This window comes from Myxococcus sp. MxC21-1 (genome assembly GCF_032612255.1).
GTDB classification, from domain to species: Bacteria; Myxococcota; Myxococcia; order Myxococcales; family Myxococcaceae; genus Myxococcus; species Myxococcus virescens.
The window spans coordinates 132,587-155,552 of record NZ_CP123278.1; the positions used below are offsets into that span (position 1 = coordinate 132,587).

At 68.3% G+C, this 22,966-nt stretch carries 17 protein-coding genes and 3 pseudogenes; 13 read left to right on the forward strand and 7 right to left on the reverse strand.

The window, feature by feature from the left end; genetic code table 11:
- Positions 1–64 precede the first annotated feature (64 nt).
- The 4 genes and pseudogenes from QEG98_RS00605 to QEG98_RS00620 all read left to right on the forward strand — a co-directional run bounded on the left by QEG98_RS00605 (position 65) and on the right by QEG98_RS00620 (position 3,789).
- Positions 65–1,318 carry a GTP cyclohydrolase II gene (locus QEG98_RS00605; RefSeq protein ID WP_090491049.1) on the forward strand — a complete coding sequence of 418 codons (1,254 nt, stop codon included), beginning with the start codon at positions 65–67 and terminating at the stop codon, positions 1,316–1,318.
- A complete protein-coding gene (locus tag QEG98_RS00610) occupies positions 1,311–2,522 on the forward strand; it encodes a DUF1688 family protein (RefSeq protein WP_090491048.1) in 1,212 nt (403 codons plus the stop codon). The genes QEG98_RS00605 and QEG98_RS00610 overlap by 8 nt, the downstream gene beginning before the upstream one ends.
- 12 nt (positions 2,523–2,534) lie before the next feature.
- Positions 2,535–3,170 (forward strand): uracil phosphoribosyltransferase, encoded by a 636-nt coding sequence (gene upp / locus QEG98_RS00615; RefSeq protein ID WP_316565349.1) that lies wholly within the window; start codon positions 2,535–2,537, stop codon positions 3,168–3,170.
- A gap of 110 nt (positions 3,171–3,280) precedes the next feature.
- A pseudogene (locus QEG98_RS00620) lies at positions 3,281–3,789 on the forward strand (MXAN_0125 family MYXO-CTERM protein).
- Between the two features lie 151 nt (positions 3,790–3,940).
- On the opposite strand, the gene QEG98_RS00625 reads toward QEG98_RS00620, so the two are convergent.
- Both QEG98_RS00625 and QEG98_RS00630 read right to left on the reverse strand, forming a co-directional pair.
- Entirely contained in the window at positions 3,941–4,441 is a 501-nt protein-coding gene (locus QEG98_RS00625) for a cytochrome c (protein WP_316565350.1), read from the reverse strand.
- An 18-nt stretch (positions 4,442–4,459) separates the two neighbouring features.
- Positions 4,460–5,776, reverse strand: coding sequence for a ferric reductase-like transmembrane domain-containing protein (locus tag QEG98_RS00630; protein WP_316565351.1), 1,317 nt, complete (start codon positions 5,774–5,776; stop codon positions 4,460–4,462).
- A gap of 201 nt (positions 5,777–5,977) precedes the next feature.
- On the opposite strand from QEG98_RS00630, the gene QEG98_RS00635 reads away from it, so the two are divergent.
- The 5 genes and pseudogenes from QEG98_RS00635 to QEG98_RS00655 all read left to right on the forward strand — a co-directional run bounded on the left by QEG98_RS00635 (position 5,978) and on the right by QEG98_RS00655 (position 11,849).
- Positions 5,978–6,199 carry a hypothetical protein gene (locus QEG98_RS00635; RefSeq protein ID WP_316565352.1) on the forward strand — a complete coding sequence of 74 codons (222 nt, stop codon included), beginning with the start codon at positions 5,978–5,980 and terminating at the stop codon, positions 6,197–6,199.
- A 67-nt stretch (positions 6,200–6,266) separates the two neighbouring features.
- Complete coding sequence (locus QEG98_RS00640; RefSeq protein ID WP_316565353.1) at positions 6,267–7,589, forward strand: CapA family protein; 1,323 nt, start codon at positions 6,267–6,269, stop codon at positions 7,587–7,589.
- A gap of 132 nt (positions 7,590–7,721) precedes the next feature.
- Positions 7,722–9,764 (forward strand): putative metal-binding motif-containing protein, encoded by a 2,043-nt coding sequence (locus QEG98_RS00645; RefSeq protein WP_316565354.1) that lies wholly within the window; start codon positions 7,722–7,724, stop codon positions 9,762–9,764.
- 669 nt (positions 9,765–10,433) lie between these two features.
- Positions 10,434–10,556: pseudogene (locus tag QEG98_RS00650) on the forward strand (putative metal-binding motif-containing protein); the annotation flags it as partial.
- Between the two features lie 156 nt (positions 10,557–10,712).
- Complete coding sequence (locus QEG98_RS00655) at positions 10,713–11,849, forward strand: putative metal-binding motif-containing protein (RefSeq protein ID WP_316568050.1); 1,137 nt, start codon at positions 10,713–10,715, stop codon at positions 11,847–11,849.
- A gap of 3 nt (positions 11,850–11,852) precedes the next feature.
- Here the strand turns inward: QEG98_RS00655 and QEG98_RS00660 are convergent.
- Positions 11,853–13,153, reverse strand: a pseudogene (locus QEG98_RS00660) (chloride channel protein).
- Positions 13,154–13,374: 221 nt separating this feature from the next.
- Here QEG98_RS00660 and QEG98_RS00665 point away from each other — a divergent pair.
- A complete protein-coding gene (locus tag QEG98_RS00665) occupies positions 13,375–14,427 on the forward strand; it encodes an SGNH/GDSL hydrolase family protein (protein ID WP_090491037.1) in 1,053 nt (350 codons plus the stop codon).
- Positions 14,428–14,530: 103 nt separating this feature from the next.
- On the opposite strand, the gene QEG98_RS00670 is transcribed toward QEG98_RS00665, so the two are convergent.
- Positions 14,531–15,448, reverse strand: coding sequence for a hypothetical protein (locus QEG98_RS00670; protein WP_316565355.1), 918 nt, complete (start codon positions 15,446–15,448; stop codon positions 14,531–14,533).
- Between the two features lie 80 nt (positions 15,449–15,528).
- Between QEG98_RS00670 and QEG98_RS00675 the strand changes: the two genes are divergently transcribed.
- On the forward strand, positions 15,529–16,182 hold the full coding sequence (locus tag QEG98_RS00675) for a hypothetical protein (protein WP_316565356.1): 654 nt from the start codon (positions 15,529–15,531) through the stop codon (positions 16,180–16,182).
- Positions 16,179–17,807, forward strand: a complete 1,629-nt coding sequence (gene lnt, locus QEG98_RS00680; protein ID WP_316565357.1) for an apolipoprotein N-acyltransferase — start codon at positions 16,179–16,181, stop codon at positions 17,805–17,807. Before QEG98_RS00675 ends, lnt begins: the two co-directional genes overlap by 4 nt.
- Before the next feature lie 121 nt (positions 17,808–17,928).
- On the opposite strand, the gene QEG98_RS00685 is transcribed toward lnt, so the two are convergent.
- Entirely contained in the window at positions 17,929–18,795 is an 867-nt protein-coding gene (locus QEG98_RS00685; protein ID WP_316565358.1) for a hypothetical protein, read from the reverse strand.
- Between the two features lie 51 nt (positions 18,796–18,846).
- Positions 18,847–20,370 (reverse strand): GMC family oxidoreductase, encoded by a 1,524-nt coding sequence (locus tag QEG98_RS00690; RefSeq protein ID WP_316565359.1) that lies wholly within the window; start codon positions 20,368–20,370, stop codon positions 18,847–18,849.
- A 151-nt stretch (positions 20,371–20,521) separates the two neighbouring features.
- Between QEG98_RS00690 and QEG98_RS00695 the strand changes: the two genes are divergently transcribed.
- Entirely contained in the window at positions 20,522–21,388 is an 867-nt protein-coding gene (locus tag QEG98_RS00695) for an alpha/beta hydrolase (protein ID WP_316565360.1), read from the forward strand.
- Positions 21,389–21,391: 3 nt separating this feature from the next.
- Here QEG98_RS00695 and QEG98_RS00700 read toward each other — a convergent pair whose 3' ends face one another.
- Complete coding sequence (locus tag QEG98_RS00700; protein WP_316565361.1) at positions 21,392–22,849, reverse strand: reverse transcriptase family protein; 1,458 nt, start codon at positions 22,847–22,849, stop codon at positions 21,392–21,394.
- Positions 22,850–22,966: the final 117 nt, after the last annotated feature.

Below are 22,966 nucleotides of genomic sequence, written 5' to 3' on the forward strand. Positions count from 1 at the left end.
ACGACGCGAAGCATCGCCCCCCGCACCCCGACTTTGCTCCCGCGCCCGCAAGGAGGGCGCTCCCATGGCCGAGAAAAAGAATCCCAATCACATCCGCCTCACCTCCCACCCGGATGGCGACGTCCCCAGCGTCCCCATCCGCTGGGGAGACGGCGAGCCGACGCGCCGCGGCCCTGTCGTCGCCACGCTGACGGAAGCCGGGCACCGCAACGTCATCGGCACGCATGCCGGCGCGTATGCCGTGTACCGCGCGCTCGCCGTGGCCGCGGGCATGCTGCCGCAGGACCACCGGGCCGACCTGAAGAACACCGCGCCCGCCGCGCAGGTGGGGCCGCATCCGTCGTGGAGCGACCCGCAGCGCATCGTCTCGCTGGACCCCTGGGGCGCCATCGCGCCGCAGGCCTTCCGGCCCTTCGCGGAGCAGGGCATCGACTTCCGGCCGACCATCGCCGTCACCAAGGCGCACATCAACTTCCCCGAGGTGCGCGACGCCATCGATGCCGGGCGCTTGACGCCGGACGGGGACCTGCTGCGCGGCAACGGCGATATCAAGGTGACGAAGGCCGCGGTGGACCCGGTGTGGTACCTGCCGGGCATCGCGAAGCGCTTCGGCATGACGGAGAGCGCGCTGCGCCGCGGCCTCTTCGAGCAGACGGGCGGCATGTTCCCGGAGCTGATTACGCGTCCGGACCTGCACGTCTTCCTGCCGCCCATTGGCGGGCTGACGCTGTACGTCTTCGGCGGCATCGAGACGCTGGCGGACCGGGACGTGCCGCTGACGGCGCGCGTGCATGACGAGTGCAACGGCTCCGACGTGTTCGGCAGCGACATCTGCACCTGCCGGCCCTACCTGGCGCACGGCATCGAGGAGTGCGTGCGCACGGCGCAGGCGGGCGGCGCGGGGCTCATCGTCTACCTGCGCAAGGAAGGCCGGGCGCTGGGCGAGGTGACGAAGTTCCTCGTGTACAACGCGCGCAAGCGGCAGGAGGGCGGTGACTCCGCGGCCACCTACTTCCAGCGCACCGAGTGCGTGGCCGGCGTGCAGGACATGCGCTTCCAGGAGCTGATGCCGGATGTGCTGCACTGGCTGGGCATCACCCGCATCCACCGCTTCGTGTCGATGAGCGACATGAAGCACGACGCGATTACGCGCTCGGGCATCGAAATCCTGGAGCGCGTCCCCATCCCCGACGAGCTCATCCCCGCAGACGCCAAGGTGGAGATGGAGGCGAAGAAGGCCGCGGGTTACTTCACGCAAGGGCCGGTGGCGGACGCGGCGGGGCTGGCGCAGGTGAAGGGGCGGGACCTCGATGTCTGATTCCTCATTGGCCAGGTCGGACCTCTCTCCCGCGGTGGCGTGGCTGCGCACGCCGTCCGCCATCCGCGAGCGCTGCCACCAGCTGTTGGACCTGGGGCTGGCGGGCAAGCTGGAGCACTTCCGTGTCGAGCCGTCGCGGCTGCCCATCGTCGTGGACACGGTGCTGCACGTGACGCGCGAGCACTACCCCACGTTGGACGTGCCGCTGCACAGCCGCTGGCGCCACTTCGACGTGGGCGGCGTGGCGCGGTTGGCGGAGCTGGAGGCGCGGCTGAAGGACGCCTCTCTTCAAGAGCGGGCGCGCGCGAAGCTGGACCTGGTGGTGGTGAGCGTGCTGCTGGACGCGGGCAGTGGCCCGCAGTGGCGCTACCAGGAGGCCGGCGGAAAGACGTGGGCGCGCTCCGAGGGGCTGGCCGTGGCCAGCTTCCGCATGTTCATGGAGGGGCGCTTCTCGTCGGACCCGGACCGGCCGCTGCGCGTGGACGCGGAGGCGCTGGGGCGGCTCACGCGCGAGGCGCTCGCGCAGGGCATGCAGGTGACGGATGCCAACCCGGTGGATGGGCTGGAGGGCCGGCTGCACCTGCTGCACGGGCTGGCGAAGGTGCTGCCTCGGCCAGGGACGCTGCTGGACATCATCACCGCGCAGCAGCGCAGCGTGCGCGCCGCGGAGCTGCTGGGCCTGGTGTTGGAGGTGCTGGGTCCCATCTGGCCGGGCCGGGTGATGGTGGACGCGGTGAACCTGGGCGACGTGTGGCCACATCCCGCGCTGGGGTCGGTGGAGAGCCTGGAGGCGCTGGTGCCCTTCCACAAGCTGTCGCAGTGGCTGACGTATTCCCTGGTGGAGCCGCTGTCCGAGGCCGGTGTGGTGGTGACGGAGCTGGATGGCCTCACCGGCCTGCCCGAGTACCGCAACGGTGGCCTGCTGGTGGACCTGGGCGTGCTGTCTCCCCGGGAGCCGCGCCTCTTCACGCAGTCCTTCCACCCGGGTGACGAGCCCATCGTGGAGTGGCGCGCGCTGACGGTGGCGCTGCTGGACCGGGTGGCGGCGCTGGTGCGTGGCCGGCTGGGCCTGAGCGCGGAGGAGCTGCCGCTGGGGAAGGTGCTCCAAGGTGGCACGTGGACCGCGGGCCGGCGCGTGGCGGCGGAGCGGCGTCCCGGGGGTGGGCCGCCCATCCGCGTGGACAGTGACGGCACGGTGTTCTGACGGGAGGACGCAATGGAGTTTCCGAACTGCACAGTGGTGGACCACCCGCTGGTGAAGCACAAGCTCACGCAGATGCGCCGGGTGGAGACGAGCACCGCCTCCTTCCGGGCGCTGCTCCAGGAAATCTCGCTGCTGCTCGCGTATGAGGCGCTGAGAGACCTCAAGGTGCGCGAGGAAGAAATCCAGACGCCCATGGCGCGCACGGTGGCGCCGGTGCTGGATGGCAAGAAGCTGGTGTTGGTGGCCATCATGCGCGCGGGGCAGGGCATCCTCGACGGGATGTTGCAGCTGGTGCCCTCCGCGCGCGTGGGGCACATCGGCTTGTACCGGGACCCGGAGACGCTGTCGCCGGTGGAGTACTACTACCGCGTGCCCGGCCAGCTCGCGGACCGGGACGTGGTGGTGTGCGACCCGATGCTCGCCACGGGGAACTCGGCGGTGGCCGCGCTCCAGCGGCTGAAGAAGAGCAAGCCCGGCTCATTGCGCTTCGTCTGTCTGCTGGCGTGCCCGGAGGGCCTGGCGAACCTGCGCGAGCACCACCCGGACGTCCACGTCTACACCGCGGCCATCGACGAGCGGCTGGACGAGCACGGCTACATCCTCCCGGGCCTGGGCGACGCGGGCGACCGGCTCTTCGGGACCAAGTAGCGCGGTGGAGGCGATACCCCTCACCCGGCAACGGTGACTTGGCGCGCGGCCGTGTCCGGGACAGGATGCGCGCCGCGGACGGGGCCGGCGCAATCGGTTGGGGTGCAGTGATGCAAGGAATGCTTGTTCGCGCCCGGCGCATGATGACCTGGCTGGGCTGCGCCAGTGTGCTGGGACTGTCGGGAATCGCCCGGGCGGAGTCGGTGCCGTGCCCGTGCTCCACGTCGAACCAGAGCGTCGTCTCCGAGGTGCCGTGCCTCATCTTCCGCGCGTCCGTCAGATGCGGACTGAGCAGCGTGCGCAACGCCTGTGCGCAGACGGTGACGCTGGTCGACTGGCCGTTGTCGAGCTGTCCGGACAGTGTGTGCACCCAGGCGCTCGCGCCAGGTGACGAGGCGGGCTTCATCTTCGGCAGGGAGGCGTTCGAGGGAGAGCGCTTCGTCGAGCAGTCCTACACGGTGCAGGTGGACGGCGTGGACCAGCGGCTCGCCATCAGCGCGGAGGTGACGTGCAGGGACGTCCGCGATTCCGATGGCTGTGCAGCGGCGCCGGTGCGCTGGGCGCGGCGGGGGTGGCGCTGCTGGTCGGCGCGATGATTCGCCGGCGCCGTGGAGCTTGAGCGCAGGCTCTGAGCGGCGCTGTCCGTCGTGAAGACCGGGCGGCGTGTCGGGCACGGCCGCGTTGAAGGCGGGGCCGCTCGCCGTCCTATTCCTGTCGCCGAGGCGAGCCTTGCTCAGCGGCTCGTGCATCCCCGCCGGGCCTGAGCGCATTCACCTCCCACGGTGAGCGCTTGGGCCCGCGCAGCGCGGCGATATCCGCCGGGACGTACAGGCGCGCGCCGGTGGGGGCGTGTTGCCGAAGTGGGTGAGCACGTGGTTCAGCACCGCCGCCAGCTCCACGTCCTGCAGGTGGCCCATGGACGGCATGGGGGCGCCCCAGCGGGGGCTCGTCAGTCCGTGGAGGTGCAGCTCCACCAGGTATTCGCGTCCCCCCGGCGCGGCGAAGAGGCGCGCGGTGTCCGTGAGGCCGGGGTACTGGTCCCAGCCCTGGCCTTCACGGCCGTGGCAGTTGCGGCAGTTGCTCGCGTAGGCGTGCTCGCCCACCTCGCGCCATTCGAAGTCGTGCTCCGGGGTGGGTTCGTATCGGGCCAGCGTCGCGTACTCGTCGGAGAGGACGAGCTGAGAGGAGCGCATCCAGGCGAACAGCGCGGAGCCGAGGATGAGCAGCGCGGCGATGGTGTAGGTGGCGATGTTCGCCACGAGGTGTCGCATGGTGGCAGAGGCTCCAGCCTAGGCGAGGTTGAACTTCTCGAGGTGGATGTGCGCCTCGGGGACGTCGCGCTCCCGCAGGGCTTCGTGCACCGCCGCCATCATGGGCGGCGGGCCGCAGATGAAGAAGAACCGCGCGAGCTTCTCCTTCGGCAGGTGCCGGTCCAGCACCTCGCCGGTGAGGACGCCGCGCTCTCCCTTCCAGTCATCCGCGGGCTCCTTGAGGACGTAGACGCAATGAAGGTCCACCTTCTCCTCCAGTTCGGTCAGGGCCTCGCGGAAGGCCACGCTCTCCCAATCCGTGTCGGCGTAGAAGAGCGTGACGGGCCTGGGGTCCTTCCGGTCCGCCATGGTGCGCAGGAAGGAGAGGATGGGGGTGATACCCACGCCGCCCGCGATGAACACGTAGCCGGCGGCCGGATAGCGGTCGATGCTGAACGCGCCGTGGGGACCGTCGAGGAACGCGCGGGTGCCCGGGGGCACGTCTCCAATGCGTCCGCTGAAGTCCCCCAGTGACTTGATGCCGAACTCCAGCCGGTCCGAGCGCTCGGCGCTGGAGGAGAAGCTGAAGGGGTGCTCTTCCAGCGTGAAGGGGGTGCCCTCCAGCTTGAGCCAGGCGAACTGACCGGGGGCGAAGCGCATGCCGTGGTTGCCCACGGGCTCCAGCACCAGCGAATGCGTGCCGCCGCGCTCCGGTCGGACCTCGGCGACGCGCCAGTGGTAGTTGCGTTGCCACGCGGGACGCAGGACGCGCAGGTAGACGACGAGCGCGACCATGGCGGCGCTCGTCACCACCCAGATGGCGTGCTTCCACGGCGTGTTGGTGTACAGGCCCGCCATGGAGGCATGAAGCTGGGCGAAGACGATGGCGGCCACGCCCAGCAGCAGGTGCAGGAGGCGCCAGCGCTCGTAGTTGATTTTGAGCCGCTCGCGGAACTGCGATGACACCACCAGGGTGACGAGCGCCAGCACGCTCAGCAGCGCGCAGCGGCTGGCCCAGTTTCCGCCCAGCGGGTTGAGCAGCTTCAGGCGAGACGGGTTGTCGATGACGATGATGAGCGGATGGGCCAGCACCAGGCACACGGCGACCATGGCGATCTGCCGGTGATACTGGAGGATGATGTCGATGCCATAGGGCGCGGTGATTCGCTTGAAGCGCGCGATGAGCACGAACTGAACGGCGATCTGCGTCAGTCCCACGAAGCCCAGCGCCACGGACAGCTCGAGCCAGAAGGACCGCCCGGACGGGGCCGGGGGGATGAGCATCAGGAAGACGGGCACCAGCACGACCAGCAGGTAGAGACTGATCCAGAAGAAGCCAGACACCACGCGGTTCATGCGGAAACTCCCATCAGGCTCCGTAGCCCGGGATGCGACCGCGGAGAACGTGGAAGCAGGCAAGTATCGCTCGCACTGTTCACGGAATGACCCGCGCCGTCCGTCCCTGCGGCCAGGTGTGCGGGGCCCGGGGCCCCCTGGCCCCACCGCGAGGGCGTGCACATCGTTCGGAGGGACGCATGCCAGGAGAGGAGAACGACGATGGCGGAGAAGCGCACGCCGAAGACACGTGACTCGTCCGAGTCCCCGCAGCCGGACTCGCGCCTCCGTGAGTCGATGCGCGACCCGGAGACGGAGCGACGGGACACGGAGGCCCGCGAGGTGACGAACGAGGCCCACCGCTGGGGCCGCGAGGGCAACTCCCGCGAGGAGCGCGGCTACCCGCGCGAGGGTGACGCGAGCAGCGACAAGGGCAAGTCGTAGGAGCCCCGGTCCGCCGGCACCCGGGGGCCCTTCCAGGGATGCCGGGTGTCTGGATTAGGGTGGAGGCGTGTCCGCCTCCGTCCTGCTGCTGTTGCCCCTGCTTTTTGCCTCCGCCCCCACGCGCGTGGAGCTGGTGTTCGGTGGGGATGTGATTCCCCATGGCGAGGTGAAGGAGGTCGCGAGGCTGCACGCCCGCGCCGGGGCGCCGCCGCCGGAAGGAGGCCAGGCGCCCTCGCTCAACCATGAGGGCTGGGACCACGTCTTCGGGCCCATCGCGGACGTGCTGCGCACGGCGGACGTGGGCGTCGTGAATCTGGAGACGCCCGTCACCGACAACAAGAAGGCGGTCGCGCGGGAGCTCTTGTTCAACGCGCCGTCGGCCATGGTGCACGCGCTGGCCTCGGCCGGGGTGAAGGTGGTGTCCACCGCGAACAACCACGCGAGGGACCAGCACCCCGCGGGCATGTTGGAGACGCTGCGGCACCTGGATGCGGCGGGCATCCGTCATACGGGCACGGGCGCGACGAAGGACGCCGCGTGGGAGCCCGCCTTCGTGGACGTGCGCGGCGTGAAGGTGGGGTTCCTGTCCTTCACGCGCATGCTGAATGGCTTCAGCAATCCGAAGGATGCGCAGGCGCCGCACGTTGCGCTGGTGCCCTATGCGGGGCACGAAGCGCACCGGGGGATTCAGCCCGAACAGGTCGTGGAAGCCGTGCGCGCCGCGGCGGCGCGGTGTGACGCGCTCATCGTGCTGGCGCACTGGGGGACGGAGTACAAAGGGGAGCCACGGCCCGAGGACCGCGAGCTGGGACGCGCGCTGCTGGACGCGGGGGCGAGGGCGGTCATCGGGCACCATCCGCACGTGCTCCAGCCGCTGGAGTCGTACCAGACGGTGGACGGGCGCAAGGGGCTCATCGCGTACTCGCTGGGCAACCTGGTGGCGAACCAGGACCGCTTCTACCGGCACGAGGCGGGGGCGAAGAAATCGGGGGGCGACCGGCGGGACTCGATGTTGCTGCGGCTGTCGCTGGTGCGGCCCATGCCCGGTGTGTCGGTGGCGCTGGAGGAAGTGGCGGTGCTGCCGGTGTGGATTGAGAACAACGCGGTGGGGCGGGCGCGAAATGAGTCGCGGAACATCCAGCCAGTGCTCATCGACCGGGAGGTGGAGGAGGTGACGGCGCGGCTGGCGTTGCTGGCGGCGCGCCCCGCGCCTCTGGACAAGGAGACTCGCGCGCAGAAGGCCTTGCTGGAGCGGCGGCTGGAAGGCTCCAAGCACCGGCGTGAGCGCATTCTCCGGATGTTGCCGGAAGGGTTCGCGGTGGCGTCCCCCGAGTTGCGTCGGCGTGGGACGGAGACTGTGCCCCCAGGGCGGTTGGCTTCACAGCCGTGATGACAAAGGCACACGTGGGTGTGCCGAAGTTCATCCTTGCTGTGAGATGTCCATGGTCTTTCAATTGGGCGGACTTTGGGGTGAGTCGGCTTCTGAGCAAGTCACGCCTGGGGTTGGGGTAGAGTGCACCCTATGCGTCAATCCGCCATCCTCCTCCTGCCTCTGTTGTTGCTGGCCTGCAAGAAGGACTCGAAAGAGCCGGACACGAAGCAGGCTGCGGTTCACGTCAAGATTGGCTACCACCCGAAATTCAGCAAGGGCTGCATCACGGTGGAGGCCCATGGTGGCACCGGTGAGCCGGAGCGCGCGGAGTTCAAGGAGCCCAAGTTCAACTCCAACGACCCGGTGTTGAACGTCGCCGTCTTCCGGAAGGCGGACTGGGCGCGGGACGTCGAAATCACCGTCCGGGTTTTCGAGAATGGGTGCGCGGAGGCGCAGTTGGTGGATGAGCGGAAGCGGACCTTCAGCTTCGCCTCCGCGGGCCGGCAGGAGTGGTTGCTCGAGGACTTGCACACCGCTGACGAGGACGGTGACGGCTTCGTCCCACCGGGTGGTCCGATGAACCGGGGGACGGACTGCGATGACTCGAGTGTGGAGGCGTATCCTGGTGCGCCGGAGCTCTGTAACGGCCTGGATGACAACTGCGACGGTCGGATGGAAACGGGGGTCGTCAACAAGACCTGGTACCTGGACAACGACCGCGACAGCTTCGGACGCAATGGGCCCGGGACGGTGGCCTGCGACCCGCCGAGTGAACTTCATGTCGAGGTGACGGGGGATTGTGACGACGAGCGGGCTGACGTTCATCCGACCGCCGAGGAAAAGTGCAACAGCGTGGATGACAACTGCGACAGTCGAGTCGACGAGTTGTTCACGGAGGGGCCTAGTGCACTGGGGACGGCTTGCACGGAAGCCTGCAACGGGACGTATGCCTGCAACGCCGCGCAGACGGGGACAGTCTGCGTCGGCACGCCTCCGACGCCGCTCTACGCGGACGCGGACAGTGACGGTGAAGGCGAGAAGGACGGCGCGCCGGTGGGAGGGCTGTGCCCTGGCGCGCCACTACCTCCGATGATGGCGGACAACACGCGGGACTGTGACGACGCTGACCCCAACACGAAAACCCAGGCGACGGAGGTCTGCGACGGGCTGGACAACGACTGCGACGGGCAGGTGGATGAGGAGATGTCCTGCGGCGTGCTGAAGAAGGTGGAAGACTCCGTGTTGGCAGGGGGCAATTGGAGGACGGTGGCCGTGCACCCGAGTGGTTATCCGGTGTGGGTGGCGGGATTGGATGGGAAGCTGGCGGTGAAGATGAACGAGACTTCAGTGTTCGTGAACCACGGTGGGGATACGACGACTCGGTGTGGCCCAGCGCAAAACTCGCCGGACTGGCACGCCGCATGGATCAACCCAAATAATAACCATCTTATCGTGGTCGGCGAGGACGGTTGGATAGGTGAGCACAATGGGGGCTCCTGTTTCGCCAATCAGGTGACTCTCCCTGGCTCCAGTGACTACTTCTCAAGCGTTGTCGGAATCGGAAATCCAGCTCAGGTATTCGCAGTCTCCACCTTGGGCCATTTGTATGAGTGGACAGGCGCGGCCCAGCGCCATGACTCGCCCGGCCGGTATTGGGGCCTCCATGCACTCGGTCAGGACGCACTGTTCGCGGTGGGCGCGACAGGGGAGTCGTCACCGCTGACGCCGATGGTGAATCTCTACACCCGCCCCCTCCCCCGAGCCCCCTGGGGCACGCCGGCAGCGCACAACCTCCAGGGGACCGCGGGCTACAACGGCGGCTTGCGAGCGGTATGGGCTGCGGACGCGACGCTCATCTACGCGGTGGGCGACGGCGGCTTGGTGGTGAAAGGCAGTGGGCAGTCAAGGGACTGGGAGCGGGTCCTCTCTCCTTCAGAGCCTGCGATCAACTACGTCAGTGTGGCTGCCCCGCCCGGGACCATGAATGCCTACGTCATTGGCAACGAGGGCACCGCGGGACGACTACAGCGGCTGACCCCACACGGATGGGCCAAGGCTCCAGCCTTCACCCCAAGCGCACCAAACGCGCCGCTCCGCGACATCGCGGTGACCTCCACGAGCAACTTCTGGATCGTCGGCGACGACGGAAACGTCTACCACTTCCCGGAGCCGTCTGCCTCCGCACAGCCATAGATTGATGGGTTGGTGTCTGTCTGAACTAAGCTCCAGGCATGCTTGTTGCCATGAACTGGAGGCGGTGCCTGTCTCTTGCCGCATGCCTGTGGGTTGTCATTCCAGCGCATGCGGCCAGAGCCAGTAGCGAATTTGAACGACATGTCGCGGAGGCCGTGCGCCTCTATGACAATTGAGTACGTACTGCGCTGCACACGGGCATCATCGCGGACCTGGGACGGTATCAGTTTGGCTCATGATAATTGCCAATCAGTGTTCCTGCGTGAGCCCGTACGCACCTTCCTCAGCACGTTTCTTCCGATGCAGTGTGGGAAGTGGAGCAGCGTGGCTGAGTTCGACGAAGTGCGATGATGGCCGATGTTTTGGGTAGCTGCGCAGGTCGCGCGGAGCAACAGGTCCTCAGGGCCTGGTTTCCCGTGGAAGAGGTCGACACGTCGCCATGCAGTAGGGAGAGGCAAGATGATGCGCTGGAGCGTGGCACTGATGGTGTTATTCACGGCATGCCAGGATGAACGTCCAAAGCCCTGCAGTGAGGTGATTCCCTGCGAGGAGGGATGGGTCTGTCTTTCAGCCGTGTGTGAGAGGAGCCCCTGCGGTACGGGAACTCAGCTGGTGGCATATAAGGATTTGGACGGGGATGGGTATGCAGCGGACGATGCGGAACCGCGCATGGTTTGTGATGTTGTTCCGGCCGGGTTCGCCACGGCGCGAGGCGACTGCGATGATAGGCAGTCTGGAATCCATCCAGGCGCCGAGGAGAGGTGTAATTATTGGGATGACAACTGTGATGGCCGCGCCGACGAGACGTTTAGGGAGGGGCCGTACGCCCTTGGTACTCGCTGCGGGAATGTATGTCCTGGGGTGATGGTTTGCTTTCGTTCAGAGATGTCGGTGGTGTGCGAGGCTCCTCGTGCGACGTTCTATTATGAGGATGCGGACGGCGATGGCATGGCCAAGAAGGATGGAAGGCTGGTTGCGACGGTATGTCTAGGAGAGACGCCGCCGCCGTTTTCGTCGCCGACCGGGATGGACTGCGATGACAACGACAGCGCCACGAACCCCCGAGCCACCGAGGTCTGCGATGGCCTCGATAACGACTGCGATGGGCAGGTGGATGAACTGATGTCCTGCGGCTCGTTGCGAGGGGTCTCGGACGCGGCGCTGACAGGACGCCAGTGGAGGGCGGTAGCGGTGCACCCGAGCGGCTACCCGGTGTGGGTCGCGGGACTGGATGGAACGCTGGCGGTGAAGATGTCTGCGGAGGCGCCGTTCGTGAGCCACGACGCCGATACGGCAACTGGATGTGGCCCCTCGGGAAACTCCCTGAATTGGCATGCAGCCTGGGTCAACCCTGGCAACGGCGCTGTCGTCATCGCGGGCCAGGGCGGATGGCTTGCCGAGCACAACGGGGACTCGTGCGTCAGGGCCCAACAAATCAACCTTCCCGAAGCCAGCGACGACTTCGCGGGCATCGTGGGCGTGGGAGAGCCGCTTCAGATATTCGTTAGCTCTACTGGGGGCGCGCTTTACGAGTGGAAGGCCGACCCGCTGCATCATGATTCGCCGGGCAAGTATTGGGGGCTCCACGCGCTGGGGGCGGATGCCTTGTATGCCGTGGGCTCGATGGAGGAATCAGCACCAATGACGCCGATGGTGAATCTCCACACCCGCCAGGGAGGGAGTGAGCCGATAGCGCAGACTCTTCAGGGAACGGCGGACTATGAAGGGAGCTTGCGTGCGGTGTGGGCCGCGAGCACGACCCTCATCTACGCGGTGGGTGATAGTGGGCTGGTTGTGAAAGGAAGTTCGCAATCGAGGGAGTGGGAGCGGGTGCTTCCTCCCTCGGGGCCCGCGGTCAATTACGTCAGTATTGCCGTTCCGCCGGGAACCGAAACTGCCTATGTCATGGGCAATGACGGCAACAGGGGACGACTGCACCGGCTGACTCCGCACGGCTGGGCCAATGCGCCGGCCTTCACCCCGAGCGCCCCGGACGTGCCCCTCCGCGACATCGCCATGACCTCCGCCGAGAACTTCTGGATCGTCGGCGACGACGGACACGTCTACCACTTCCCGGAGCCGTAGCCCTCACCCCCCGCCCCGTCCCTCAGGCCCTGAGGGCGGGGCGCGGTCCTCGCGGGTCAGCTCTCGCAGGGCCACGATTTTCTCCAGCAGCGGCCCTCCGTGTTTCATCCGCGCAATCCGCTGTGATGGATAGATGCCCCGTTGCCCCGTGAGCAGGTACGCCACCGTGGCCACAATCGCCACGTGGGGCAACACATTCGCCCCCAACAGCTCCACGGCCATGATGGACAGCGCCAGCGGCGTGTTCGCCGCGGCCGCGAACAGGGCCGCCATGCCCACCGCCGCGCCCAAATCCAACGGCAGGCCCAACAGCCGCGCCAGGACGTTGCCCAGCGACGCGCCGATGAAGAACAGCGGCGTCACCTCGCCGCCGAGGAATCCCGCGGCCAGCGTCACCACCGTGAAGGCAAGCTTCCACGCGAACGCCGACACGGGCAGCGCTGGGTCCTCGAAGGCCCGCTGGATGCCCGGTACCCCCAGGCCCAGGTAGTCATCCGTACCGGCCAGCAGCCACAGCAGCAGCACCGCCAGACCGCCCAGCGCCATTCGCAGCGGCAACACCTGCACGCGCTGCTCCAGCAGCTTCTTCAGCCGGTGCATCAACTCCACGAACATCGTCGCCACCACGGCCACCGCCACCGCGAACACCAGCCACTTCGCCAACACCACCACCGTCAGCGGCAGCGCCCCCGGCGCCGGATACGGCGTGTGGTGGATGCCCAGCCCCGCGTCACCAGGTCGCCCACCACCGACGCCACCAGCGCGGGCAGCAGGGCCTCGTAGCCCATGCGCCCCACCACCACGACCTCCAGCCCGAACACCGCCCCCGCCACCGGCGTGCCGAACACCGAACCGAACCCACCCGCGATGCCCGCGGCCAGCAGCTCGCGGCGCGTGTCCGGGCCCACCCGGAAGCGCCGCGCCACCAGGTCCGCCAGACTGCCGCCCATCTGCACCGCCGTGCCCTCGCGGCCCGCGCTGCCGCCGAACAGGTGCGTCAGCACCGTCCCCACCAGGACCATGGGCGCCATGCGCACCGGCACCTGCGCGTCGCTCGCGTGCACCGTGTCCAGCACCAGGTTGTTGCCCCCGCGAATGGGCCCACCCCACTTCCCGTACACCGCCCCCAGCACCAGCCCCGCCACCGGCAGCGCGTACACCAGCCACGGGTGTCCTTCCCGGAAGTGCGTCGCTTCGTCCAGCAGGTACAAGAAGACCGCGGACGCCACGCCGCAGACGACGCCCACCAGCCCACCCAGGAGCAGCCACTGCATCAGCGCTCTCGTGCCACGGGAAAGATTCACGTGAAACACTCCGGACCTGGGTGAAACATGATGAAACACCGCGTCAAAGGTTAGCGTCGCGTCATTCTTACGACATCGTGTCAAACACGGGTGAGGTCATAACAACACCAGCTATTCTGACTTGGTGCGTTATTCTTGTTTCAGGGTGATTTGCCAATCGACGCCATGTAGCCTGCGCGCTCCCCCAACAACCCCCCAGTGGGAATCCAAAGGAGCGGGGCATGTCTTTCCGTCACAGCGGGATGTCCGTCGTCGCCATGTGCGCGGCCTTCACGGTCGGTGGTAGCGCGATGGCGAGCACCCTCAACCAGAACACGTCGTGGACCATCGACCAGCCGTCGACGTCGACGAAGTACCGCGTGGTGGCCTACGGCGACTCCATCTACGCCGGCTACAACGGTTCCGTCTTCTTCTGGAACGTGGCCCGCCGCGCGGCGCCGGTGGTGCAGGGCGAGGACCTGGCGCGGAAGTGGAACGCGGACGTGGAGGTCATCCGCCGCACCAAGTCCGGCGCGAAGGCGGACGACATCTACAACAACAAGATTGTCTCTGAGCGCTCGTATATGCAGGCGGCCAACACCCGCGTCGTCATGTTCGAGATGTGTGGCAACGACTACCTCCAGGCGCGCAGCGCCTTCTCTGGGCAGACGGGCACCTGTAACTACTCCGGCCTGGAGGCCGCGCTGGCGACCTGCACCACGTACATGGAGCGGGCGATGCAGACCATCAACCAGTACGCGCCCGCCGCCGCGACCAAGATCATCTCCAACATCTACTACCCGGGCTTCAACGCGGACAACGTGAACACGCAGTGCCGGGATTCCGCCACGGGCCAGGTGGTGAACAAGCGGGAGAAGTTCCTGCCGCTGCTGGCGAGGAGCAACTGGCGTGCGTGCAGCCTGGCGGCTCGCCACGGCTTCAAGTGCGCGGACTCGTTCGCGGAGTACATGGCCGCGGATTACGACTCCAACGGTGATGGCAAGGTGGACTCCGAGGCCATCCGCTACATCGAGGGCGAGTCCGAGGCGGCGTACGTCCAGCGCATCTCCGTCACGCTGCGCTCCACGCTGCGCGACTCCAACACGCACTTCGTCAACGCGAGCACCAGCTACGACTACCTCCAGTCTGACGACACCCACCCGACCTACACCGGTGGCACCATTTCCAGCTCGGGCGGCACCGGCGCGCTGCCCACCGACACCTCGACCTGGAACAAGACTGGCCACGACCGCATGGGCTGGGAGAGCGCGAAGTTCAACCCCGCCAGGCCGTAGTCGCTGCGACCGCGCTCACGCCTCGGGTGTGGGCGCGGTGCCTGGGCCTCCGGTTGCCTTCGGGAACCGGGGGCCTTGTCGTTTCCAGCGCCCGGCGCGCACGTCACATCATGAAGCGCGCGCCGATCAACCCAAGCGTGCCGACGTAGTAGACGAGCCTGCAGAACCACTCCGCCGTGCGCCGCACGCCGCGCGCCCAGGCTGGCAGAAGCCACGCAGCGAGGAGCGACGCGCCCTCCGCGACGACGCGCCAGAAGCAGGCGAAGAGCAGCAGGCACAACGAGATGGGCACGTAGTACCGGCCGAACGAACGCAGGTACGCGTCCCATCCGTACATCCTGTACTCACCCAGCGCGCCTCCAAACGAGATGACCTGGTACGAGTAGAAGAGGATGGCCGTGGGCACCAGCGGGAAGAGCACGAACTTCACCAGCAGGTGGTGCCAGCGCCGGCGCCACAGGGCATGGCGCGCATGGGCGTAACGAACCAGTGTGTGGGATTGCGCGGCGCCTGGTGCTCCGTGCTGGCCCAGCGCGTTCAGCAGGGGCAGTGCGTCCTCCACCTCCAGCGCGTGGCTGAAAGCGCGGCCTGACCGCATCCGCAGCGCCAGGCCGGGGCCCGGGAGTGGCAGCCGCCAGGGGCGCACCGCGGTCACGGCTTCGAAGGGAATCTCCATCCGGGCGCCGCTGCGCAGCGTCAGGGTCCACTGGTGGGTGTCCACGGCGACGATGGCCCGGCGGCTGCGGCGCAGCGCGGAGACGAACACGAGCGGTAGCACGACTCGCAGCACCAGCCCGATGGCGATGGGCACGGGCTGCATCCGCTGGGTCCCTTCGGAAATTTCCATCCAGAGCTGCGCGGTGAAGTGGAGCAGGGCGCCCAGCGCGGCGAGCTGCGTCACCACCGCGAGCCCTCGCAGCCCGGGTGTCCAGGCGTGCACCGCGAAGCGAGCGGGCTCGGGCGTGGTGGCGGGTAGCGTGCCGCCGGGGGCATCGGTGACGAGAATGGACGAAGAGCTCATGAGGGTGAGCGGAAGGCGCTGTGTTTGCCTCGGAGGGAGTGGCTCCGTAGCATACGCAGCCCGGAGGTCTTCGCGAGAACATGAGGCCGCAGTCCCCTGCACCAAAGCGTCGCGTCGACAGCGACGGCGTCACGCACATCGCGCCCGCTCGAACGGGCAAGGGTCTGGGTGTGTGGCTCGTGGGCGGCGCGTGTGTCTTCACGCTCGCGTGCATTGGCTTGAGTGTCTGGTGGGGCTCGGCCGACATCGAGGTGGAAGCGCCGCCGCCGCTCGCGGAGGTGCCGCTGCCCATCCCGCCTCCCACGCCCGAGGCGCGTGCCCGCGCGCCGCGGACACGACCGCCTCCCATCGCGGCTTCAGCGCCGCAGCCCGCTCCCGAGTCTGTTCCCGAACTGGCCACTGATACCGACGTCCAGGAGCCGGCCATGGAGTCCGAACTGACGGGCATGCAGCTCTACCGGCCCGGGACGAAGCCCATCAAGAAAGGCCTCGTCGTCCCCGACGACTTCGAGCTGCCGCCCGGATACGTGCGTCATTTCCAGTACAAGGACTCGGGTGAAATCGTGGCGGCCGTGCTGATGTTCCATCCCGACCATCAGCCCGTGGATGCGAACGGGCGGCCAGTGCCCAAGCCCGCCGACGGGCTGGTGCCCGAGGAGCTGGCCCCTCCGGGAATGCCTATCCGACGGTTGGAGCTGCCTGAGGGCGCGGAGAGTGGGGCGCCCTCGCCGTGACCGGCGTCCAGGTGGGGGTGGGACGCGGGTGGCACCTGGGGGTGGCGCTGCTCGGTGTCCTGGGGACCACGGTCCTGTTCGCGCTGTTCGGGCGGCTGGAGGCGCGCTGGCTGGCGCTTGGCTGGGTGGCGATGGTGCCCTGGCTCGCGGCGCTGGACCGGGCCCGCTCGGTGCGCGAAGCGCTGGGCCTGGGTGTGCTGCTCAGCGTGACGTTCACCGCCGCCGTCTTTCACTGGTTCCCGGGCGCGCTCCAGGCGTACTCGCGGGCGCCCACGATGGTTGGTTGGGCGCTGTTCCTGTTGGTGGCGCCGCTGCTCCAACTCCAGTTCGTCGCCGCCGCGCTGGCCCGGTACGCGGCGCGGCGTCTGGCGCGGGAGGGGCAGGGCTGGCTGCCGCCCCTGGTGGGGACGCTCGCCTATGTGGGCGTGGAGGGAATCACGCCGAAGCTCTTTGCGGACACGCTGGGACATGGGCTCTATGCATCGGAGTGGCTGCGCCAGGGCGCGGACGTCGCGGGGGCGCCTGGGCTCACGCTGATGCTGCTGCTGGGCAATGAGTGCGTGCTCGCGGCGTTTCGTGCCTGGAGGGGCCATGGGGCGCGGGCCGCCTGGAAGCCCGTGGCAGGGCTGGCGACGTTGGTGTTCGTGCTGTCGGGGTACGGCGCCTTCCGGCATGCGCAGGTGCGTGAGGCAACCCGGCGTGAGGGCGGGCTGGTGGTGGGCGCGGTGCAGGCGAACATCACCCGCTATGAGAAGCTGAAGGCGGAGATGGGGGCCTACCAGGTCGTGCGGATGGTGCTCGACACGCACTACGCGATGTCGGACGCGCTGCTACGAGAAGGACCGCTGGACCTGCTGGTGTGGCCGGAGACGGTGTACCCCACGCCCTTTGGGACGCCTCGCAGCGAGACGGGCGCGAAGCTGGACGCGGAGATCGCCGGCTACGTCTCCGAGCGCGGCGTGCCGCTCGTCTTCGGCGCCTACGAACTGGAGGGCGAGCGCGAGTTCAACGCGGCCATGTTCCTGGGGCCGTCGTCACCTGGAGGCTCGTTCGAGCGCGCCGCGTACCGCAAGACGATGCTCTTCCCGCTGACGGAGTGGGTGCCGGACGCCATCGACACCCCTACGCTTCGCGAGTGGCTGCCGTGGACGGGACGCTGGAAGCGAGGGCCCGGGCCTCGAGCGGTGAGCTTCACGCTTCGCGACGGACGCAAGCTCCGGGTGGCGCCGCTCATCTGCTACGAGACCATCTTCCCCGAGTATGTCGCGCAGGGCGTGCGGCAGGGCGCGGAGCTGCTGCTCACGCTGTCCAATGACTCGTGGTTCACCGGAACGCCCGCGCCCCGGCTGCACCTGATGCACGCGGCCTTCCGCAGCATCGAGACGCGGCGGCCACAGGTCCGGGTGACGAATTCGGGTGTGACCGCGCTCATCGACATCACGGGCGCGGTGGTGGCCGAGGTGGACGACAACCAGCGCGCGGGCCTCACCATGCGCGTGCCGGAGACGGCCGCGCTGACGACGCTCGCGCTGACATGGGGTGACTGGCTGAGCCCATTGGCGCTGGTGTCAGCGGTGGTGGGCCTCGCGGGCGCGGTATTGGCGCGGCGGAGGGCTCGGCCCTGATGGGCTTCAGGACGTAGCGGGGGCCCTCGGTGTCGCCGTCAAGCAGACTCAGGCGGTGCCAGAAGCCCATGTTCATCTCCACCGACGCGATGTGGCGCGTGGGAAAGCGCCGGGTCGATTTCTACGCGAGGCGCGCACCGAGCATGGCGCGCACCGAGCGAGTGAGGCTCTCGATGGAGACCGTATGGCCGCGCTGAGCCAACTGCTCGGCGAGCACCGCCATCGACATGTCATCGCCGAGCGCCATGAGTTCGCGGCAGTGCGGGTCGCTCGCCAGCCATGCGAGCGCCTCGCGTGTTGCGAGTCCCTTGCTTCCGCGCAGCCGATTCTCGACCTCGGGCCGCAGCGCTGAGCGCCCTTCATTCGAGAGCGCCATCGCCCGGCCAAAATCGAGGTCGCCGCGTTCATCGAAAGCGGCGGGTTCGAACATCTCCTCGAACGTCGCGTGGTCGTGGATGTCCGGGGCGAATTCACCCCAACCGGTCGACCCACACACCAGCGTCCGCCGGCACCGGTCCGCGTCGATGCTCGTGTTGCCGTCGAGCAACACGAGCGCGGCTTCGCACGAGCGCGCCCACAGCACCGCGCCGCCGTCACCCCACGTTCCGCTCACGATGCCGAGCCCACTGCCGACGACCAGGTCGCCCTCGATTCCGACGCGCGCGCTCGCGGCGAAGCGCACGTTCCTCGCGCGCACGTTGCCAGTCACAATCAGCGTGCTCGTCAGGTAATCGTCGGTCGTGCACACGAGATCGCCGCTCGTCTCGAGGTCCCCGTCGACGATGACAGCCCAGGGGCCGGGCCCACTTTCGAGCGTGTCGTCGAAGCGCAGGCCTGCGTTGACGATGCGAGGCACGACGATGCCGTTGGTCTCCGGGTCGTTGAGTTGCTCGGTCTCAAGGAACGAGGCGAGCCAGCTCGCTCCAGCAAATCGCCTGGCGACCTCAGCGAACGTCGTCTTTTCTCCGAGCTCGTCGACTTGAATCATTGCGAGCACGCTACGGCATGCAGCGCCGGAGCCGCAACGCTCGCCACCCCGTCACAGCCGCCCGGCCTTGAACTCCTTCACGATGTGCGCACTGGCGCGCACGGCGATGGCCATCATCGTCAGCGTGGGGTTCTGCGGTCCCTGGGACGGGAAGCAGGCACCATCGTTGATGAAGAGGTTGGGCACGTCCCAGCTCTGATTGTGGGGATTGAGCACCGACGTCTTCGGGTCCGTGCCCATGCGCGCCGTGCCCACCTCGTGGATGGCCATGCCCGGCGTGGACAGCGTGGCGTTGGCCTTCTCCACGGTGAAGCCGGCCGCCTCCATCATCTCCTTGCACGCCGCCAGCGCGTCCTCGGCCATCTTCAGCTCGTTGGCGGAGTGCCGGCATTCGATGTGCGCGGCGGGGATGCCCCAGCGGTCCTTCACCGTCGGACTGAGCGTCACGCGATTCTCCGGGCGCGGCACCATCTCCCCGAAGGGCACGAAGTGGCAGTTGTCTCCAAAGGTGAAGACCTGCACGCCGTAGCCGCGCGCGAAGTCCTGCTCCTTCGTGGCCACGTTGCGGAACTGGGGGATGTACGCCCAGCTATGCTCCTGCCGTTGGGCTTCGGGAGGCAGGTTCATCTTTGCCTCGATGCCCAGCATGTACGTGTGGTCCATCAGGTTGCGGCCCAACTGCCCCGACGTGTTCGCCAATCCGTCCGGGAACGCGCTGCATCGCGAGTTCAGCAGCAGCCGCGTGGATTCAATCGCGCCCGCCGCCAGCACCACCACCCGCGCGTGGGCCTCGTAGGACTTGCCCGACCTCGCGTCGAGGTAGTGCACCCCCGTGGCGCGCCCTGTCGCCGCGTCGTACAGCACCTGGTCCACCACCGCGTTCGTGCGCAGCGCGAGCCGGCCCGTCTTCAACGCGGCGGGCATCGTCACGGGCGCTCCCGCCGTGCGGCGGACGATGACGCGGCGTTCCGGCCAGCGGCGCTCCACCTGTTCCTTCAGACGCTGCTCCGCGGGCGTCATGGCGATGGCACCCGCGAAGACGGAGTCCGGCAGAATGTCCAGGCCGTCCGCGTTGCCGTGGATGCCCATCCACCGCTCCACCGTCTCGTAGTGCGGCGCCAGCTCCGCCAGCGTCAGCGGCCAGTCCGGCCCCTGCCCATCCTGCGTGCCTGCTTTGAAGTTGAAGTCAGACAGCCGGTAGAACTGGCGCCCGTGCGCCTTCACGGACGTGCGCCCGCCCACCTGCCGTGCACGAATCCACGTGAAGGGCTGGTCCTCCGGCGTGGTGTAGGGATTGTCCACGTCGTCGACGAAGGCGTGCGGGTGGAAGGGCCACGCGAAGGTGGTGCTCTGCACCGACTGGCGCACCTTGCGCTGGTCGTCCGTCTCCGCCAGGTAGCCAAGGGATTGGCGCATGCGGTGGAGCATCCACAGCATCCGGTCCGCGCTCATGCCTCGGCCCGCTTCGAGCACCAGGACACGCAAGCCTGCTTCCGTCAGCTGCTTGGCTGTCCATCCGCCGCAAGCGCCACCACCCACCACCACCACGTCGAACATCATCCTGGATGTGCCCACAGGTTTCCTGGCGCGACAGTGCCGTCTTTGATGGCACTGTGAGTTGTCTATTGGGAGTGTAAGCTGCTCAGTACGTGGCGGAGCAACGTGGGTCCCGTCTGCACTCCTGGGGTTCAAACACCCCAGCTTCCTTCCGCGAGGTCCAACGAAGATGAAGTGGCGGTGGCTGCTGGCTGGAGCGCTCGCGCTGGGGCTGCTGGCCGCGCTGGCGGTGTTCGGTAGGGCGCTGCGTCATTCCGAGGCCTACTTCCACTACCCACGCCCCAAGGCCGAGCGCCCCGCTGACTTCGCCGAGGCAAAGGACGTTTCGCTTCAGACGTCGGATGGGCTGACGCTGCGGGGCTGGTACGTGCCGTCGCGGAACCGCGCCGCCGTGGTGCTGGCGCACGGCCTGTCCCAGACGCGCGCGGACCTGCTGCCCGAAGCGCGAATCCTGCGGGCCGCGGGCTATGGCGTGCTGCTCTTCGACCTGCGCGCCCACGGTGAAAGCGAGGGCGGTTTCTCCACCTGGGGAGACCTGGAGCGCCGGGACGTGCGGGCCGCGCTGGACTTCGTGCGCGCCCAGCCGGACGTGGACCCGGAGCGGGTAGGGGCGCTCGGCTTCTCGATTGGCTCCGCGGCCGTGGCGGAGGTGGCGGCGGAGGACCCGGCGGTGCGCGCCGTGGTGCTGCTGTCCCCGTTCAACACGCTGTGGCTGGCCGCCGCGTATGACTTCCGCCGCTTCGGCTTCGTGTCGCAAAGCGGGGCGCTGGTGCCCTTCTGGCGGCGCGGCATCGCCCTGGAAGAGGTGCGCACCATCGATGCGGTGGAGCGCATCCGCCCCCGGCCGCTGCTCATCGTCATGGGGACGGAGGAGTCAGGACAGCCGCTCGCTGACGAGCTCTTCGCCAAGGTGCGCGAGTATGCCCAGACATGGCGCATCCAGGGCGCCGGGCACGGGAACTTCAGCGCCACCGAGCCGGAGGCGTACCCCCAGCGGTTGAAGGCGTTCCTCGACGCGGCGCTGCTCGCTCCCTGAGCGTCACTCCGCCTGAGGGGCAGCGCTCGCCGTGGACTCCAGCGCCGCGAGCTGCGCCAGGAAGGCGCGGCCCTTGGCCGGGTCCGTCATGTGGATGAAGGCGGCCATGCCCTTGAGCTGCTCCAGCGACTCGCCCTCGCGTCCCGGCTTGCCCTTCTTCCGGTTGTGGATGGCGGCGCGCAGCTGGCGCACCACGTCGCGCGGGACTCGGGCCGCCGGCGCGTCCTTGCCCGCCGCGTTCACGACCAGCCCCGTCACCCGCTGCCGCGTGCCCTTGCGCGCCACGCGCGTCTTGTCCGGGTGCACGCGGAAGCCCTCCGCCTCCACCGCTTCCTGCACGCGAGACAGCAGCACCGCCACCGGGGGACGCTGCGTCCGCCGCGCCTTGGGCTGCTTCGCCTTCGTCCACGAGAAGGTCAGGTCGTCCGCGTAGCGCGTGTACGTGAAGCCCAGCCGCTTCGCGAGCGCGGACAGCCGCTTGTCCAGCTTCAGGCACAGCGCGTTGGTGATGCCCGGCGACGTGGGCGCGCCCTGGGGCAGCGCGCGCGGGCCCTTGGCCACGTGCAGCAGCTTGCCGCGGAACTGCACCGCCTCCCGCGGCGCTTCCGTGGACAGCAGCGACAGCAGCGTGGACGTGCCCTCCGGCAGGCCGCCCTTGCGCAGCAGGCCCTTCACCCGGCGCCAGGTGACGGAGGGGAAGAAGTCCTTGAGGTCCACCTTCACCACCACGTCCGCGCCCTGGTGGGCCAGCGCGTTGGTGAGGATGGAGCGCCCCGCCACGAAGCCGTGCGCCGCGCCGTGCACCGGCAGCCGCTCCACGACATTGGACAGCACCCAGCGCTGCGCCTCCTTCAGCTCCGGCTTGGGGGACGTAATCGTGCGCTTGCCGCCGTCCCGCTTCGGAATCGTCCAGCTCACGTAGTGCGTGGCCGTGTCCACCTCTCGGTGGAACGCGAACCAGCGCAGCTTGGACACGCTCAGCCCCAACGCCTTCGCCAGCGCCTCTGCCGAGTCCAGCTCCGTCAGGCCGTTGGCCCGGGCGCGCTCCTCGCGGTGGGGCACGTCGAATGCGTCGGCCGGGCGGTCCTCCGCCCAGTGCACGCCCGCGCCCAGGTGGCCCACGTGCGTGGCCTTCCACGCCTCGTGCGCCTGGCGCTTCAGCGCGCGGCGCTCGGTGGCCTCGGCCTTCTTCTTCTCCTTCCAGGCCTTCTTGTCCTTCTCGGAGGCGCTGGAGAAGTCCAGGTCCTCCACCGCGAGGCCCTTGGAGACGAGCTGCGCCTGCACCCAGTCGTCGGCGCCGCCCGCTTCGTCAATGGCCTTCGCGCGGACGAGCAGCGCTTCGTGCGCCAGCCGGCGGGCTTCACGCTTCGCGGCCGCGTCCGGCGACGGAGCGGTGGGTTCGGGCGTGGGCACGGCCTGCGGCGAAGCTGCGGGGACGAACGGGTCCAGCCTGGCGGTCATGTCTGCACCTTGGGCGGGCGCGGCGGTGGAAGACGGGACATGGCGCGAGCAGTCGAGGGAGGCCGGGAAAGCACCACCATCTTACCTGGGGCACGGTAGCCTCACCGGCTCTCCCCT